Annotated in this window: 14 protein-coding genes; 8 read left to right on the top strand and 6 right to left on the bottom strand. The window is 55.4% G+C overall.

What is annotated here, in order from left to right; translation table 11 throughout:
- Window positions 1-54: 54 nt before the first annotated feature.
- From L991_RS08360 to L991_RS08350, 3 genes are all read left to right on the top strand, one after another.
- Entirely contained in the window at window positions 55-1239 is a 1185-nt protein-coding gene (locus L991_RS08360; RefSeq protein WP_047393971.1) for a PAS domain-containing sensor histidine kinase, read from the top strand.
- A gap of 73 nt (window positions 1240-1312) precedes the next feature.
- Window positions 1313-1618 carry an STAS domain-containing protein gene (locus L991_RS08355; protein ID WP_028448840.1) on the top strand — a complete coding sequence of 102 codons (306 nt, stop codon included), beginning with the start codon at window positions 1313-1315 and terminating at the stop codon, window positions 1616-1618.
- An 18-nt stretch (window positions 1619-1636) separates the two neighbouring features.
- Window positions 1637-3415: a SpoIIE family protein phosphatase gene (locus L991_RS08350; protein WP_047393968.1), complete on the top strand. Its 1779-nt coding sequence runs from the start codon at window positions 1637-1639 to the stop codon at window positions 3413-3415.
- 53 nt (window positions 3416-3468) lie between these two features.
- Here the strand turns inward: L991_RS08350 and L991_RS08345 are convergent, their stop codons facing one another.
- The 4 genes from L991_RS08345 to L991_RS08330 form a co-directional block, all read right to left on the bottom strand.
- The gene (locus L991_RS08345; protein ID WP_047393965.1) at window positions 3469-4311 is read right to left on the bottom strand and encodes a hypothetical protein; all 843 of its coding nucleotides are present in this window, start codon (window positions 4309-4311) and stop codon (window positions 3469-3471) included.
- The gene (ubiA, locus tag L991_RS08340) at window positions 4311-5186 is read right to left on the bottom strand and encodes a 4-hydroxybenzoate octaprenyltransferase (RefSeq protein WP_047394274.1); all 876 of its coding nucleotides are present in this window, start codon (window positions 5184-5186) and stop codon (window positions 4311-4313) included. Before ubiA ends, L991_RS08345 begins: the two co-directional genes overlap by 1 nt.
- A gap of 10 nt (window positions 5187-5196) precedes the next feature.
- Window positions 5197-5718, bottom strand: a complete 522-nt coding sequence (locus L991_RS08335; protein WP_047393960.1) for a chorismate lyase — start codon at window positions 5716-5718, stop codon at window positions 5197-5199.
- A gap of 213 nt (window positions 5719-5931) precedes the next feature.
- Entirely contained in the window at window positions 5932-6735 is an 804-nt protein-coding gene (locus L991_RS08330) for a flagellin (protein WP_047393957.1), read from the bottom strand.
- Between the two features lie 188 nt (window positions 6736-6923).
- On the opposite strand from L991_RS08330, the gene L991_RS08325 reads away from it, so the two are divergent.
- Window positions 6924-7265 (top strand): hypothetical protein, encoded by a 342-nt coding sequence (locus L991_RS08325; protein WP_047393954.1) that lies wholly within the window; start codon window positions 6924-6926, stop codon window positions 7263-7265.
- Window positions 7266-7394: 129 nt separating this feature from the next.
- Window positions 7395-9062: an energy-dependent translational throttle protein EttA gene (gene ettA / locus L991_RS08320; RefSeq protein WP_028448847.1), complete on the top strand. Its 1668-nt coding sequence runs from the start codon at window positions 7395-7397 to the stop codon at window positions 9060-9062.
- A 59-nt stretch (window positions 9063-9121) separates the two neighbouring features.
- Here the strand turns inward: ettA and L991_RS08315 are convergent, their stop codons facing one another.
- Window positions 9122-9730, bottom strand: a complete 609-nt coding sequence (locus L991_RS08315; RefSeq protein WP_028448848.1) for a TetR/AcrR family transcriptional regulator — start codon at window positions 9728-9730, stop codon at window positions 9122-9124.
- Window positions 9731-9923: 193 nt separating this feature from the next.
- Here L991_RS08315 and L991_RS08310 point away from each other — a divergent pair, with 193 nt between their 5' ends.
- From L991_RS08310 to L991_RS08300, 3 genes are read left to right on the top strand one after another with little or no spacing between them, the layout of a single operon-like run.
- A complete protein-coding gene (locus tag L991_RS08310) occupies window positions 9924-11093 on the top strand; it encodes an efflux RND transporter periplasmic adaptor subunit (protein WP_047393951.1) in 1170 nt (389 codons plus the stop codon).
- Between the two features lie 11 nt (window positions 11094-11104).
- Entirely contained in the window at window positions 11105-14242 is a 3138-nt protein-coding gene (locus tag L991_RS08305; RefSeq protein ID WP_047393948.1) for an efflux RND transporter permease subunit, read from the top strand.
- Window positions 14242-15621: an efflux transporter outer membrane subunit gene (locus tag L991_RS08300; RefSeq protein ID WP_047393947.1), complete on the top strand. Its 1380-nt coding sequence runs from the start codon at window positions 14242-14244 to the stop codon at window positions 15619-15621. Before L991_RS08305 ends, L991_RS08300 begins: the two co-directional genes overlap by 1 nt.
- Before the next feature lie 124 nt (window positions 15622-15745).
- Here the strand turns inward: L991_RS08300 and L991_RS16930 are convergent, their stop codons facing one another.
- Window positions 15746-15919: a DUF1289 domain-containing protein gene (locus L991_RS16930; protein WP_081986590.1), complete on the bottom strand. Its 174-nt coding sequence runs from the start codon at window positions 15917-15919 to the stop codon at window positions 15746-15748.
- Window positions 15920-15977 lie beyond the last annotated feature (58 nt).

Raw genomic sequence — 15977 nt, 5'->3', positions numbered from 1 at the left:
CGCAATTAAGCCATTTATAATGCAAAAATCCCAAAGCAACAAGGAAGGTTTCTGGTGGAGCAAAGCCTGCAGACAATGAATCCCAAGGAGCTGGAAGAAGCTTTCACGCTTTTTACCGAGGCTTCTCGTCAATTATCAAATGCTTATGCTGAGCTGCAGCGTGACGTTGCTTCATTGACCGAGCAGTTAGCTGTTGCGAATGGGCATCTAAAAAAACAATACGAAGAAAAGGCAGTGTTGTCACGAAGGCTCAGTTTGTTGCTAGAGAAGCTTCCGGCGGGTGTGTTGGAAGTGAACTCAGCTGGTGAAATTGTAAGTTGCAATCAGCGTGGTTTCGAGCTGTTGGGTGCAGTAGCGCTTGGGAGCAAATGGCAAAACGTACTGAGTGATCGCTTGAAATTGGTTGAGTCCGATGTTTGGCAATTTGGTGATGTCGGTGAGTCGGGCTATGTGCGAATTGAGCAGGTGCAGGTGCCCGAGGAAGGCGTAGAGTTGGTACTCTTGCATGATGTCACTACAACCATTCAGATGCGGGCCGAGCTTGAGCGTCAGGGCCGTTTAGCTGCCATGGGGCAAATGGCGGCAGGTCTTGCGCATCAACTGAGAACGCCATTGGCTGCGGCATTGCTCTATACCGGCCATTTGCAACGTCCAGAACTGCGAGACGAAGATCGTCTAAAATTTGCAGCCAAAACCAATGAACGGCTGGGTCGACTTGAGGTGTTGGTGCAAAACATGCTGCAATTTGTTAGGGGTACGCCGCAGCAAATTAGTACAGTCAATCTGGTTGATGTGATTCATGAGGCGGTGTCCGAAGTACGGTCGATTTACGAGCCCAAGGGGCTCCGTTTGACTGCAGATGTGCCGCAATTATTCGCAATGGTTGCGGCGAATCATAAAGAGCTAAGCGGTGCAATCATGAATCTTTTGGAAAATGCCTGCCAGGCATCTGTAGTGGATGGCGAGGTGCTTTGTCGCTTGATAGGCTCTGATGCTAGCTGGCAGTTGGAAGTGGTTGATTATGGGGAAGGGATCGCGGCTGACGTTTTACCACGCTTGTTTGAGCCCTTTTTCACGACTAAGAAAGGTGGTACGGGTTTGGGCTTGGCGATTGTAAGAAATATGGTTAAGGCATATGGTGGGGAAGTGACTGTTACCTCAGCCCCGAAAATGGGGAGTAACTTCAAGATTTGCTTGCCTCGATTGCCTGACGGCACTAATGTGTTAGAACAAGACTGATTAGGCATGACTGCGGAATAGTAATTCTGTAGCCTGATTTGATGAATGAAATCTGCTAAAGGTTGGTGTAAGAATGACTCCTACGGTTCAAATTGAAGGCAATGTCGGTCGTGTGATCTTGTCTGGTCAATTCGACTTCAGTGCGCATCGTGAATTTAGACAGGTCTGTGAATCCATCATCGCCAATCCAGACATCAAAGAAGTCCTCGTGGATTTTCAAAACGTCAACTATCTGGATAGTTCAGCGCTAGGGATGCTCTTGCTGTTGAAAGAGAAAATTGCAGCTGCGAGCAAAACGCTGGCCTTGGTTAACTGCCGCGATACCGTGAAGCAAGTTCTCGAAATCGCATGTTTTGGTAAAATCTTTACCATCCGCTAAAGACTGCGGACCAAACAGATGAAAATTCTGGTCGTCGACGACACCGAAGCTATTCTTCTTTTAATTTCCCGATTTGTTGAAGCGCTAGGCCATCAAGCTATTCTGGCCCGTAATGGCCAAGAGGCTATTGAAGTCTGGCGTCAAACTCGCCCCGATCTGGTGCTGATGGATGTGATGATGCCCATCATGTCGGGCCCAGAAGCAGCGGTTGTGATTAAGGCCGAAGCGGGCGCTACTTGGGTGCCTATCGTCTTCGTAACCGGGGTTGGGGAAGAAAACGCGCTGGCTGATGCCATTGAGCGCGGTGCCGACGACTATATCAATAAACCCGTCAATTTCCGCGTGCTGGAGGCCAAACTCAAGGCCGTAGGCCGCACGCTGGAACTGAACCGCCAGGTCCGCGAGCAATCCAAAACTCTGGCTGATTACTACGAACGCGCCGAAGAAGAAAAGCGCGTTGTACGCCATTTGATGGATCAAATGGTTAACTCAGAGCGTTTGGCCGATCCACAGTTCCAATATTGGCTCTCAGCGGCCGAAAGTCTCTCGGGCGACCTAATTGCTGCGGCTCGTACTCCTGGGCAGGCGCTGCACATCTTACTGGCTGATGGCATCGGCCACGGGCTGACCGCCGCCCTGAATGTCCTACCTTTGACGCAACCCTTTTACAGCATGACTGAAAAGGGCTATTCGATTACCGATATCCTGTTTGAAATGAATGCCAAAGTGCGGCAGGTGTTGCCGATTGGCCGTTTCGTTTGTGTATCGCTGATCTCTATCGATGAAGTGGGTGGCACGGTCGAAATCTGGAATGCCGGCATGCCTCCGATTCAAATTCTGGATCGCAATAAGCAAGTGGTGCGGGTGTGTAGCTCTAGCAATTTACCACTGGGGATTGTCCCTTCGCACTCGCTGGATCTCTCCCCAGAGCGCATTTACTTCAAAGAGCCTGGCTTTATCGTGGCGTATTCCGATGGCTTGGTTGAAGCGCGTAACGCCAGTGGGGCTGAGTTTGGTTTGCCCGCACTGCTACAGACTTTGATTGCTGACGACGAAACTGGTTTGCCACCCACAACCGCCGAGCAAACGCGGATGGTGGCGCAAACCAAAATCGCGCTGGCAGATTTTCTGGCCGGCGAGCAGCACCATGATGATGTTTCCTTAGTGATTGCGAGCTTTGGGCAAGAAGATATGGACGTCGCGCTGCCCGCCGATACTGTGCCACGGGCAGCGGAGTTGGCTTTGCAGGAGATTCCGGCCGATTTTAATCTGCTGGCTGAATGCAACTGGCGCTACTCGCTCGCGATTAGTGCCGAAGAATTGCGCTATCTGAATACCATTCCCTTCATGATGTCGTTTGTGAAGGAAATCAAAGCTCTGAGCGAAGTGCAGTCTGATATTTTCCTGATCCTGACTGAGCTGTTTGTCAATGCCGTGGATCATGGCCTCCTGTTGCTTGAGTCGTCGATGAAGACTCAACCAGACGGGATGGAGCAATATCTATCGCAACGCGCCGAGCGCCTAGCGGCTTTGCCGGAAGGTCGGATCGAAATTGATCTATTGGGCCTGCGCTATAAAGAGCAGCAAGTGCTCAAAATCCGGGTTAAAGACAGCGGAAATGGTTTTGATTGGGCCAATTCTTATGCCAAATTAGCGGCAGGTGGTCTACCCTCAGGCACGCATGGCCGCGGCATTGCGCTGGTGCGTGCGCTGTCGCTCAAGGTGCAGTTTATTGGCCTTGGCAACGAAGTTGAAGTCTATTACCTGCCCAAATCGCCAGCAGCAGCGCAACACTAATTTCAGCGATCACCAATCCGATTCTTACCAATTAGACTCAAGCTGTGTCTGATTCACAGCCAATGACGCAGCTTACCCAAAGCGGCGCAGCCCAGCCACGCGGCGGTGGTGGTGAGCAAGACTTGCCGCGAATGCTGCCAGTAAATCCCGCCAGCAAAGAGTAAACCAGCCAGCAGCAAGCCCCAGTAACTCGGTAGCACAGACAAACACAAGCACGCCAGGCCGGCGGGAATCAGGCCAGCCGCGAGGGCCGTGCTGCCATGCTGGAAGCGATCCAGCGTTGCATCGGGGCGCAGCTCGGGTATTAGCTCCCCGAGTTGAGGGCCGCAATCATCATGGCCGGCTTTGAGCCCCTGAATTAACTGCTGAGCATGGCTTGGCTGGATTCCTGCCGCCAGGGTAATCCCGAGGAGGCCCAGCGCCGCTTCAGGGCCGGGTAGGGCCTCATCACTGGGCGCATCGGGCTGCGGGGAATTTGTGTCCTTGGCGCGTGGCCAGTGGCGCCAGCAATATAGCGGCAAGAAAATCAGCGGGTAGAGCCAGCACAGCAATTGCAAGCTGGCGGGTAGGAGCCCCAGCCCAAAGCCTAGCCCGAGGGCGCAACCCAGAAACAGCAATTGATCCAGCATGATTTGCTGGCTGTGTTGCTGCCAGCGCTGCAAATTGGGGACATAAAGGGCCAAACCTGGTAGATTACCCCGTTGGAGTATCGCTACGCAGGTATTGATGCCCAATGCTTTGAGTAAGATACCCATTAAACGCGTGCGCCAGCTGCTGCGGGCTTTGCCTTGCGTCGCAGCAATTTCCAGCCAATACCATTGGCGGCAGTTGCCGGCTTCGTGGTCGGAAAGTTGCCGCAAGAGCTGGGCGGCTTCGCCGCGATCCCAAGCGCGCATTAGCGCAGCCCGTAATCCAGGATGATCAGTGCAAACACCAGCGCACCGACTCTGTTATTACTTAAAAACGCTTGAAAGCACTGCTGCCGATCCCGCGCGCGAATTTGTGGATATTGCCGAGCAATGAGTAGAGCTACGGCCAGCAAGCCGGCGAAGTACACCGAGCCCATTTCGGCTAATAGCCCGCACACGGCCAGTAAAAGCACAAAGCCAGCATGGCAGAGCATCACCGCGGTCACGTCATGCTGACCAAAGGTAATTGCCGAGGTTTTGATGCCGATTTTTAAGTCGTCGGGTTTGTCTACCATGGCGTATTCGGTGTCGTAGGCGACCGTCCACAGTAAATTAGCGAGCATGAGCACCCACGCCAGCAGTGGCACTTGCCCAGTTTGCGCGGCAAATGCCATCGGGATGCCAAAACTAAACGCAATGCCCAAATAGGCCTGTGGAATGGCCAAGAAGCGTTTGGTGAATGGATAGCTACCCGCCAAAAAGGCGGCGGGTAGACACAGCAGCAAAGCCAGCTGATTGAGTGGCAAGGCAATCAACAGGGCCAAAAGGGCCAAGCCGGCAGCAAGCCACAATGCTTCACGTGGTGCGACTTCCCCCGCAGCCAGCGGGCGCGCTTGAGTGCGCTCGACATGGCCATCAAAATCCCGATCTGCCCAATCATTGATCACGCAACCCGCCGAGCGCATCAGCAGCGTACCCAGGCAAAAAATGAGCACCAAGTGCCAATCGGGCCGGCCGTTGCCCGCGAGCCACAAGCCCCACAGCGTAGGCCACAACAGCAGCAAGGTGCCGATGGGTTTATCCAGTCGAGCAAGGCGGGCATAGGCGGAAAGGCGTTGCTTCACGGTCGTGGCAGTGGGCATGGTGTGATTTTTAAAAAGCGGGCGGTAAAAAAACTTCGGTAACCAGCAGTGCATCTTGGCCGGCATAAAAAAACGAGCGGCGGGCCCATAAACGGGCAGGTAAAGGGCCGCAGGCCTGATTCGCTTTTTGCCACAATGGGTGGCGACGATCAATGCAGGCAAAGCTCAGCGCCGAACGGCGGATGGTTGGGTCGGCAAAGAGCAGGGCGCCCAGTGGGCGACTGCCGGTGCGGCCAAACAAATGAAAGCCATGGCGCAACGCTGACCGTTTCACCACGCTATGGGCAAAGACCAAGGGCTGCCCACGGCTGCACAGCAGCACTTCGCGGGTGGCCACTTCGGCCGCTCCGGCGGCGAGTGGGCAGCGCTCATCCCGGTGCGGGCGCGCAAAATCTTGCCGTAAAACTAGGACGGAAAAGTCGGGAAAGTGCGCTTTCAAACGCTGCGTGAGCGAGCCACGTTCATTCAGCCAGGGGTGAAGGGCGCGTGGCGCCAGCACCAAAGGAGTTTGCCAGCCGGCGAATTTATGCATGCCAAATTAAGTGCCTAAACAAGCGGCCATTATGCCATAGCCACGCCGAGCACTTGCAGTGCCGGAAAACCTGGCGTGCTGGGCTGGGGTATAGCTCTACGACTTATGTGTAGCATAAAGCTGCAGCCCATACCGGCAGGGGTATGGGCTGGGCGGTAGCTAATTGGTTTGGCTTGACTTCAACAGTGCGCTCAATTACCGATCAGCGCTGGTTTATTTCAAGAGGCTAAGCACCTGTTTACCGCTGGCATTGGCCTGCGCCTGCATCGCCAGATTGGCTTGCGAGAGGATGTCTTGCTGGGCGCGTTGCGCTGTGGCGCTGGCGTAATCGGTATCGGCAATGCGGCTTTTGGCGGCGGCTTGGTTAATGCTGCTGGTGGTCAGATTATTAATGCTGGCCTCCACCCGGCTTTGGAACGCGCCCAGATTGCCGCGCTGAGCATTAATATTGGCCAAGCTGCTATCCAGGCGATCAAGTGCATCGCCGATGCTACTGGCGTTGCTTAAATCGACATTGCTGGCGCTGCTGCTCAAATTATCCAGATTCAGCCCCAGATTCTGGTTGGCATTCGCCCCAGCCTGAAAATTAAAACTACTGCCTTGCAGCAGTGGCTGGCCATTAAATTGGGTGTTTTGGATGATGTCTTGATTGCTTTGCTGCAGCTGATCGACTTCGGCTTGCAGCGCCTGCCGATCGCTGGCCGTCAGTGTGCTATTACCAGCCGCGACAGTCAGCTCACGAATGCGGCTGGTGTTGTCGCTTAAGCTACTGAGCGCGCCATCCGCAGTTTGGCTTACCGACACCGCATCATTCAGATTGCGCACGGCCTGATTATTGCCAAGGATTTGGGCCGCAAATCGCTCGGCAATCGCCAGCCCCGCTGCATCATCGGCTGCCGAGTTAATTCGCTTACCACTGGCGATACTGGCCAAGGTGCGGTTTTGCGTTTCCTGTACATTATTACCGCTGCGCAACGCGGTCAGGCTGCTGACATTGGTGTTGATATTTAAGGCCATTTTGCACCTCCGCACATGCATGTACTGCTCTCTTCTGACTGTACGCTGCCCGAGTAGTTCATGCCACTTAGCCGGATTAGCGGTGTGTTGTACCGGCGTGTCGCAAATAGAACATTCGTTCACTTTGTGCTTGCGTGGCTTGCTAGGATGTCTTATTGTGAACGTACGTTCTATATGAGGTGTCTGGCATGGCTTTCCGTTTCCGTCTTAGCAGTGCAGCGTTTACCGAATTAAAACAAGTTGGCGCACCCATCGCGTTGATTGAATACTTGGCACAGCCCGCTTTTCCCGGCGCGGCGCGCTTGCTTTCTGCGGCCATGATTGCGCGCTTGCCGATCGCGCTACGTGCGGTAGCCAGTCAGCAGCTGGGCTTGTATGTCACGGCCGATGGGCAGGGACTGGTGACGCATATTGGCCGCATCAAGCATCGCCTAGCTTGTGCCGCGCAAGAAAGCGAGTTTGGCCAGCCAGTACTGGCAGCTAGCGGTAAAGCGGCTGCCGGTGTCTGGCCGGCACCACTGTCGGCATGATGGGTATATTGTTGTAATTTAATCGTATTGAGCTAGGTGAGTAGATACGGTGGCAGGGTATCTTGTGTGGCTGGCCGGGTAGGGCGGATTTTTGCTACACTCCGCGCAATCATTTGCAAAGGAACACCCATGGCTCAATACGTGATGTCGATGCTCCGCGTGAGCAAGATCGTGCCGCCGAAACGGCAAATCATCAAAGATATTTCGCTCTCGTTCTTCCCCGGCGCCAAAATCGGTCTGCTGGGTTTGAATGGTGCCGGTAAATCGACCGTGCTGAAGATCATGGCCGGCGTTGAGAAAGAATACGACGGTGAAGTGCAGCATCTGCCTGGTGTCAAAATCGGCTATCTGGCCCAAGAGCCTGAGCTGAACCCGAACAATACCGTGCGCCAAGAAGTTGAAAGCGGTTTGGGCGAGGTTTTTGAAGCCAAAGCCAAGCTGGAAGAAGTCTATGCCGCGTATGCCGATCCGGATGCTGACTTCGATAAGCTGGCTGAAGAGCAAGCCCGCCTCGAAGCCATCATTGCCGCAAGCTCAGGTGAAAATACCGAGCTGCAACTGGAAATCGCCGCCGATGCGCTGCGCCTGCCCGAGTGGGATGCCATGGTGGGTAATCTATCCGGTGGTGAAAAGCGCCGTGTTGCTCTGTGCAAATTATTGCTGTCAAAGCCTGATATGTTGTTGCTGGACGAACCAACCAACCACTTGGATGCCGAGTCGGTAGAGTGGCTGGAGCAGTTTCTGGTGCGCTTCCCGGGCACCGTGGTGGCCGTAACACACGATCGCTACTTCCTCGATAACGCCGCCGAGTGGATTCTGGAGCTGGATCGCGGCCATGGTATCCCTTGGAAAGGCAATTACTCTTCTTGGCTAGAGCAAAAAGAAGCTCGCCTGAAACTGGAAGAATCGCAAGAATCTGCCCGCCAGAAAGCGCTGAATAAAGAGCTGGAGTGGGTGCGCCAAAATCCAAAAGGCCGTCAGGCTAAATCCAAAGCGCGGATTGCCCGCTTTGAAGAGCTGAGCAGCTACGAACACCAAAAGCGCAATGAAACGCAAGAGATCTTTATCCCGGTCGCCGAGCGTTTGGGCGATAAAGTGATTGAGTTTAAAAACGTATCCAAAGGCTTTGGTGATCGCCTGCTGATCGATAATCTGAGCTTTAATGTGCCTGCCGGTGCGATCGTCGGCATTATCGGCCCGAATGGTGCCGGTAAATCCACGCTATTTAAAATGCTGGCTGGTAAAGAGCAGCCCGATAGCGGTGAAGTGGAAATCGGCCAAACCGTACAAATGGCCTTTGTTGAGCAAAGTCGCGAAGGCCTTGATAGCAACAAGACGGTGTTTGATGACGTCGCTGCTGGCCATGATGTGATTCAAGTCGGCAAATTCGAGATGAGCAGCCGGGCTTATCTGGGCCGCTTTAACTTTAAAGGTGGCGATCAGCAAAAGCTGGTGGGCAATCTATCGGGGGGTGAGCGTGGCCGTTTGCATTTGGCCAAAACGCTGTTAAAAGGCGGCAATGTCCTGCTGCTGGACGAGCCATCCAATGACCTTGATGTCGAAACCCTGCGCGCGTTGGAAGATGCCTTGCTGGAGTTTGCTGGCACCGCGTTTGTGATTTCCCATGATCGCTGGTTCCTCGACCGGATCGCCACGCACATTCTGGCGGCCGAAGGTGAATCACAATGGACTTTCTTTGACGGTAACTACCAAGAGTACGAAGCCGATAAGAAAAAACGTCTGGGTGAAGAGGGCGCGAAACCAAAACGGATTCGCTACAAGCCCATCACTCGCTAAGCGTAAAAAAGCCACCTACGGGTGGCTTTTTTATTGTCAGTCCACAACTATCCGCATGCTTAGCTACGCACCAGTTGCTGGATGGCGCTCTGTAGTAGCGGCAATACCGCTGCGGTATTAATGTTGGGATTACTGATCGAACGCACGCTAAGGCCCTCAAACAGCGAAATAATCAAATCGCAGCGCGCATTAATATCTTCATCGCTAATCGGCGGCAAGCCCACCCGGCCTTTGCTGATAATCAGTCGGCCACATTCATGCAGCACCCGATTGGAGCGTTGCATCATCTCGGCAACTTTGGGGTTGCGCGATGCTTCGGCAATCATTTCAAAATTAAGCGCCGAGTTTTTAAGATCTAGGCTGTCGGCCAAGGCCTGATCGGCATGATCGATCAGCGCTTGCATGGTATTGGGGGCGGCGAGCAGCATATTGATGATTTCCAGTTGCCGATGCTGCTCCTGCTCGATGATGGCCTCAATAATCGCTTCTTTGTTGGCAAAGTAATGATAGATGTGGCCAACGCTCATGCCCGCGGCTTTGGCAATGGCCGACATGCTGGCTGCATGAAAGCCGGCGTGGCGAAAGCAGCTGGCGGCGGCATCCAGCACCTGCTGGCGGCGCAGCTCAGCTTTATCAAAGCCTGCATCATCAAGCGCTTGCGGGGTCATTTGTTCACAGATTCCATATTTCATCAAGCCGTATCGGGCGGGAATTATACTGACTTGTCATTTTTTCGCTAGAAAACTAGAATGATCGTTCATTCTAGAATGATCATTCTAGTTTATGCCCAATTCTGCCGAGCTGGCCAGCGGTTTTCTGGTTGGCTTCGTTGATTGCCACTGAACATGAGAATCCATATCCATGCATAAACAGCTGAATAAATTGCCGCACCTGCTGACCATGACGCTACTGGCGGCGGCCCTCAGTGCTTGCGGCCAGCAGGGGGACCAAGGCGGCGCTGGTGCCCAAGGCCCTATCCCGGTCACTACCGTGCAACTCGCCGCCCGCGATGTGCAAGTTGAACACGAACTGCCTGGCCGTACCGTGCCATACCGCGTGGCGGAAATCCGCCCGCAAGTGGGCGGGATTATTCAAAAACGCCTCTTTACCGAAGGCGGTGAAGTTAAAGCCGGCCAACTGCTGTATCAACTTGATGACGCCAGCTACAAAGCCAGCTTTGATAGCGCCAGCGCTACCTTGGCCAAGGCGGAAGCCAATTTGGCCAGCGCCAAACTCAAAGCCGAACGCTACCAAGAGCTGGTGGCGATTAATGGCGTGAGCAAACAAGACAACGACGATGCGCAAGCTGCCTATCTGCAGGCGCGTGCCGATGTGGCCGCAGCGAAAGCTGCGCAACAAGCGGCGCGTATCAATCTGAACTACAGCGCTATTACCTCGCCGATTAGCGGACGGATTGGCAAATCAGCCGTGACCGAAGGTGCTTTGCTGGCTGTGGGGCAGGCCAGCGCACTCACTACCGTTCAGCAGCTGGATCCGATTTATGTCGACATCAGCCAATCCAGCGCCGAGCTGCTACGCCTGAAGGCCCAATTTGCGGGTGCGCAACCTGATAAACAGGGCCTGCCTGTGAAGTTGCTGACCGAAGATGGCCGCGAATACGCGCACCCCGGCACGCTGCAATTTGCCGACGCCACGGTAGATCCAGAAACCGGCGGGGTCACCTTGCGTGTACTGGTGCCCAACCCAGAGAAAACCCTGCTGCCAGGCATGTTTGTGCGCGCCAAACTCACCGCGGCCAATGTGAAGAACGCTGTACTGGTGCCACAACAAGCCGTGGTGCGCATGCCGAACGGTGGCGCCATGGTGATGGTGGTGGATGCCCAGAGCAAAGTCCAAGCCGTGCCGGTAAATACCGCACGGGCCGTGGGTGATCAGTGGCTGATTACCGAAGGCCTGAAAGGTACCGAACAAGTCATCATCGAAGGGCTGCAAAAAGTCCAAGCCGGCGCTGTAGTAAAAGCCGAATTGGCGAAAAGCGCAGCCAAGGCTAGCGCAGCGGCGCAGCAGTAAAGGAGAGCAGGATGGCGCGTTTTTTTATTGATCGGCCTATTTTTGCCTGGGTGATCGCATTGATGATCATGCTGGGCGGGATACTGGCTATTCGCGGGCTGGCGGTGGAGCAATATCCGCCGGTGGCTCCCCCGGCTATTACCATTTCAGCTTTCTATCCGGGAGCGGCAGCGCAAACGGTGGAAGACTCGGTGACGCAGGTGATCGAGCAAAAGATGAAAGGGATCGACAAGCTGAGGTATATCAGCTCAAGCAGCGATGAATCTGGCTCGGTAAGCATTACCCTCAGTTTTGAGGCCGATGCCGATCCGGATATCGCCCAAGTGCAGGTGCAGAATAAGCTGCAACTGGCGCTGACCCAGTTGCCGCAAGAAGTGCAGCAGCAGGGCGTGACGGTCACCAAATCATCATCGAGCTTTCTGATGGTGGTGGGCTTTGTGTCCAAAGACGGCAATATGACCAAAACCGATCTGGCCGACTACGCCGCAGCCAATATCGTGGACCCAATCAGCCGGATTAATGGCGTGGGCAATGTGCAGCTGTTTGGTGCGCAATACGCCATGCGGATCTGGATCGACCCGACCAAACTGGCCAATTACAAGCTGACTACTCAAGACGTGATCAACGCCATCAAAGCGCAAAACGCGCAGGTGTCAGCAGGGCAGCTGGGGGGCATGCCTTCAGTACCGGGCCAGCGGCTGAATGCGGCGATCATTGCGCAAAGCCGCCTGGAGTCGCCCGAGCAGTTTGGCCGCATTTTGTTGCGGGTGAAAGCCGATGGTGGGCAAATTCGTTTAAGTGATGTCGCCCGCGTTGAGCGCGGCGCTGAAAGCTACGATGTGGATAGCCGCTACAACGGCAAACCGGCAGCCGGGATCGGGATTAACTTGGCCACTGGCGCCAATGCGCTGGAAACCGCCAAACTCGTACGCGCCAAAATGGCTGAAATGCAGCCGTATTTCCCCGCCGGCATGGATGTGGTGGTGCCGTATGACACCACCCCGTTTGTGAAGCTATCGATCGAAGAAGTCGTCAAAACGCTGGTGGAAGCGGTGATTTTGGTGTTCTGCGTGATGTATCTCTTCTTGCAGAATTTCCGCGCCACGCTGATTCCTACCATTGCCGTACCTGTGGTGCTGTTGGGTACATTCGGGGTGATGGCGGTGTTTGGTTTCTCGATCAACACCCTCACCATGTTCGGGATGGTCTTGGCGATTGGTCTCTTGGTGGATGACGCCATCGTGGTGGTCGAAAACGTCGAGCGGGTGATGAGCGAAGAAGGGCTTACCCCCAAAGAAGCCACGCGCAAATCGATGTCGCAAATCACCGGCGCGCTGGTGGGGATTGCGCTGGTGCTGTCCGCCGTATTTATCCCTATGGCCTTCTTTGGGGGCTCGACCGGGGTGATTTATCGCCAGTTCTCGATCACTGTGGTGTCGGCCATGGCCTTGTCGGTCTTGGTGGCCCTCACGCTGAGCCCGGCCTTGTGCGCGACTTTGCTCAAGCCGCTGCCCAAAGGCGGCCAGCATGGCACGCACGGCTTTTTTGGCTGGTTTAATCGCCAGTTTGAAGCGCTGAACGCCCGCTACCAGAATGTGGTGAGCCGCTGGTTGGTGAAATCTGGCCGCTATATGGTGGTGTATCTGGTGCTGGTGGGCGTGATGGTGGCGATGTTTATGCGCCTGCCAACCTCTTTCCTGCCGGATGAAGATCAGGGCATCTTGTTTACCCAGGTGATGCTGCCCGCGGGCTCTACCCAAGAGCAAACCGTTTCGGTGCTGGAAAAAGTCGAAAAGCATTTTCTCGTGGATGAGAAAGACAACGTCGCCTCAATCTTTACGGTGGCCGGTTTCAGTTTTGGCGGTAGTGGCCAAAATGCCGGGATTGGCTTTGTGATGCTCAAAGACTGGTCCGAGCGGCATGGCCCGCAACAGCATGTGCAAGCGGTGATGGGCCGTGCCTATGGCGCCTTTGCCCAGATCAAGGAAGCGATGGTGTTTGCTTTTGCGCCACCGGCAGTGATGGAGCTGGGCAATGCCTCCGGCTTTGATCTGCAGCTGCAAGATCGTGGCGGTGTTGGGCACGAAAAGCTGACCGAAGCGCGCAATATGCTGCTGGGTATGGCGGCCAAAGACCCGAATGTGGTGGGTGTTCGCCCGAATGGCCAGCCGGATTCGGCCCAGCTACGGCTCGATATTGATCAGGAAAAAGCCAGCGCCCTGGGCTTGTCGATTGCCGACATCAACCAGACCTTGGCCGCCGCGTGGGGCTCGGCCTATATCAACGATTTTGTTGATCGCGGCCGGGTGAAAAAAGTGTATCTGCAAGCGGATGCACCGTTCCGGATGCAGCCCGAAGACCTGAATCGCTGGTATGTGAAAAACGCCAGTGGCCAGATGGTGCCCTTCTCGGCCTTTGCCAGCAGCAGTTGGGATTACGGCTCACCCCGCTTAACCCGCTATAACAGCGTGCCTTCGATGAATATCCAGGGCCAGGCGGCGCCGGGCAAGAGCTCGGGCGATGCGATGAAAGCCATGGAAGCCATGATCGCCAAATTGCCACCGGGCATTGGCTATGAATGGAGCGGTTTGTCGCTGGAAGAGCGCGAAGCGGGGGCGCAGGCGCCAGCGCTGTATGCCCTGTCACTGCTGATTGTGTTCTTGTGCTTGGCGGCGCTGTATGAAAGCTGGTCGATTCCGTTCTCGGTGATGCTGGTCGTGCCTTTGGGCGTGATTGGTGCGCTGGCGGCCACCATGGGCCGTGGCTTGAGCAATGACGTGTACTTCCAGGTGGGCTTGCTGACCACGATTGGTTTGTCGGCGAAAAACGCCATTCTGATCGTCGAGTTTGCCAAAGAGCTGGTGGACGATGGCATGGAGCTGATGGCCGCCACGCTAAAAGCCGTGCATATGCGCTTGCGGCCGATTGTGATGACCTCACTGGCCTTTGGCTTTGGCGTGTTGCCGCTGGCACTGGCCGGCGGGGCGGGCTCGGGTGCGCAAAATGCGATTGGTACCGGGGTATTGGGCGGGATGCTCACTGCCACCGTGCTGGGTATTTTCTTTGTGCCGGTGTTCTTTGTGCTGATCAGCCGTTATTTCTCGGCTAGCCGTTATCGTGCGGCCGAACCGAATAAGGAGCCACGTTAATGACGCGGACGATATTATCGCTACTGCTTGCAGCTGCGCTGGGCGGTTGCGCCAGCCTGGCGCCGGATTATCAGCGCCCGGCTAGCCCGGTGGCTGAGCAACTCGCTGGCGGGTATACGGCTACAGGACAAGAAATAAAAGCCCCTGAGGCCTATACCCACTGGGAGCAATTATTTGTTGAACCCCAGCTGCAAGGCCTGATTCGGGCGGCGCTGCTGAATAACCGCGATTACCGCATCGCGGCGCTGAATGTAGAAAAAGTGCGTGCCCAGTATCAGATTAGCGACGCTAATCGCTGGCCAACGCTGGCACTAACGGCGGGCAGCAGTGCGCAAGGGCCCACCTCGGGTGATGGCGCCATCAGCCGCCAATACAGCGCCAAAATCGGCTTAAGTAGCTATGAGCTGGATTTTTTCGGCCGGGTCAAAAGCCTGAATAACGCGGCGCTGGCGCAATATCTGGCCAGCCAAGCCGGGCAGCAAAGCCTGCGCCTGACGCTGATTGCCGAAGTAGCCAATGCCTATTACACGCTGGCCGCTGATCAGGCCACGCTGCGCCAGGTGGAAGCCACCTTGCTGAGTCGTAATACGGCCAATGCGCTGATTGAAAAACGCTTTGCCGCCGGGGTGATTGGCGAGCTGGATGTGCAGCAATCGCGCGGCGCACTGGCTGCTGCACGCAATGATCAGGCGCGCTATCAGGCGCTGGTGCAACAAGACTGGCAAGCGCTGCAGCAATTAGTGGGTGGCGCGCTGCCGCTGCAGGCCTTGCCAGATGAATGGCAAAACACGCTCGCTGCCACGCCGATGCCGGCAGAGCTGCCGTCAGCCGTGCTGCTGCGCCGCCCGGATGTGCAGCAGGCCGAATACGCCTTGCAAGCGGCCAATGCCAATATTGGCGCGGCGCGGGCTGCGTTTTTCCCGAGCATTACGCTGACTGCTAACGCTGGCTTTAGCTCGGATCGGCTCTCGCAACTCTTTCAGTCTGGCTCGGGCGTATGGCTGTTTGCCCCGCAGCTGAATTTGCCGATCTTTGATGGCGGCCGCAATCAGGCCAATCTGGACATCGCTAAAGCCGATCGCGATATCGCCTTGGCGCAATACGAGCAGGCGATTCAGACCGCTTTTCGCGAAGTGAATGATGGCCTAACGCGGGCGCGCACCGATGAGCTGCAATGGCAAAGCCAGCGCGAGCAGGTGCAGATTGCCCAGCGCGCGCTGCAGATTGCCGAGGCGCGCTATCAGCGTGGCGTGGGGGCGTATCTGGATGTACTGGAAAGCCAGCGCGCCTTGTATGCGGCCGAGCAGCAGCTGATCGCGATTCGCCTGCAACAGGTGCAAAACCGCGTGAAACTCTACAAAGCTACGGCGCTGTATTAAGCCTTTCCCTGCAGTAAAAGTAAAAAACCGGATCAGTGATCCGGTTTTTTAATGGGCTAATCCATGACTTATGTGGAGGTATTGGCCTGCAGGCTATGTAATAAAAGCCTCACAGGCTGATACCCTAATCAAAGCTGGCGGCTTGCAAGTCTTCAATCCGCGCCAAGATGGCCTGCTTTTCTTCTTCGCTGGCTTTGCCCCATTGGCGCAGCTCTTCCAGCGTGCGCAGGCAACCGACGCAATAGGCGCCGCTCGCATCGAGTTGGCAGATATTGATACAGGGTGACGGTGTGCTCATACGGTTTTCCTCAACAATGGCGCGCATTGAACCGTAAAACCGGCACGCTGGCAATCCA

Origin of the sequence: Chitinibacter sp. ZOR0017 (assembly GCF_000799095.1) — a bacterium.
In the GTDB taxonomy this organism is placed as follows: Bacteria; Pseudomonadota; Gammaproteobacteria; order Burkholderiales; family Chitinibacteraceae; genus Chitinibacter; species Chitinibacter tainanensis.
This window is presented reverse-complemented; position numbering and strand designations above follow the sequence as displayed.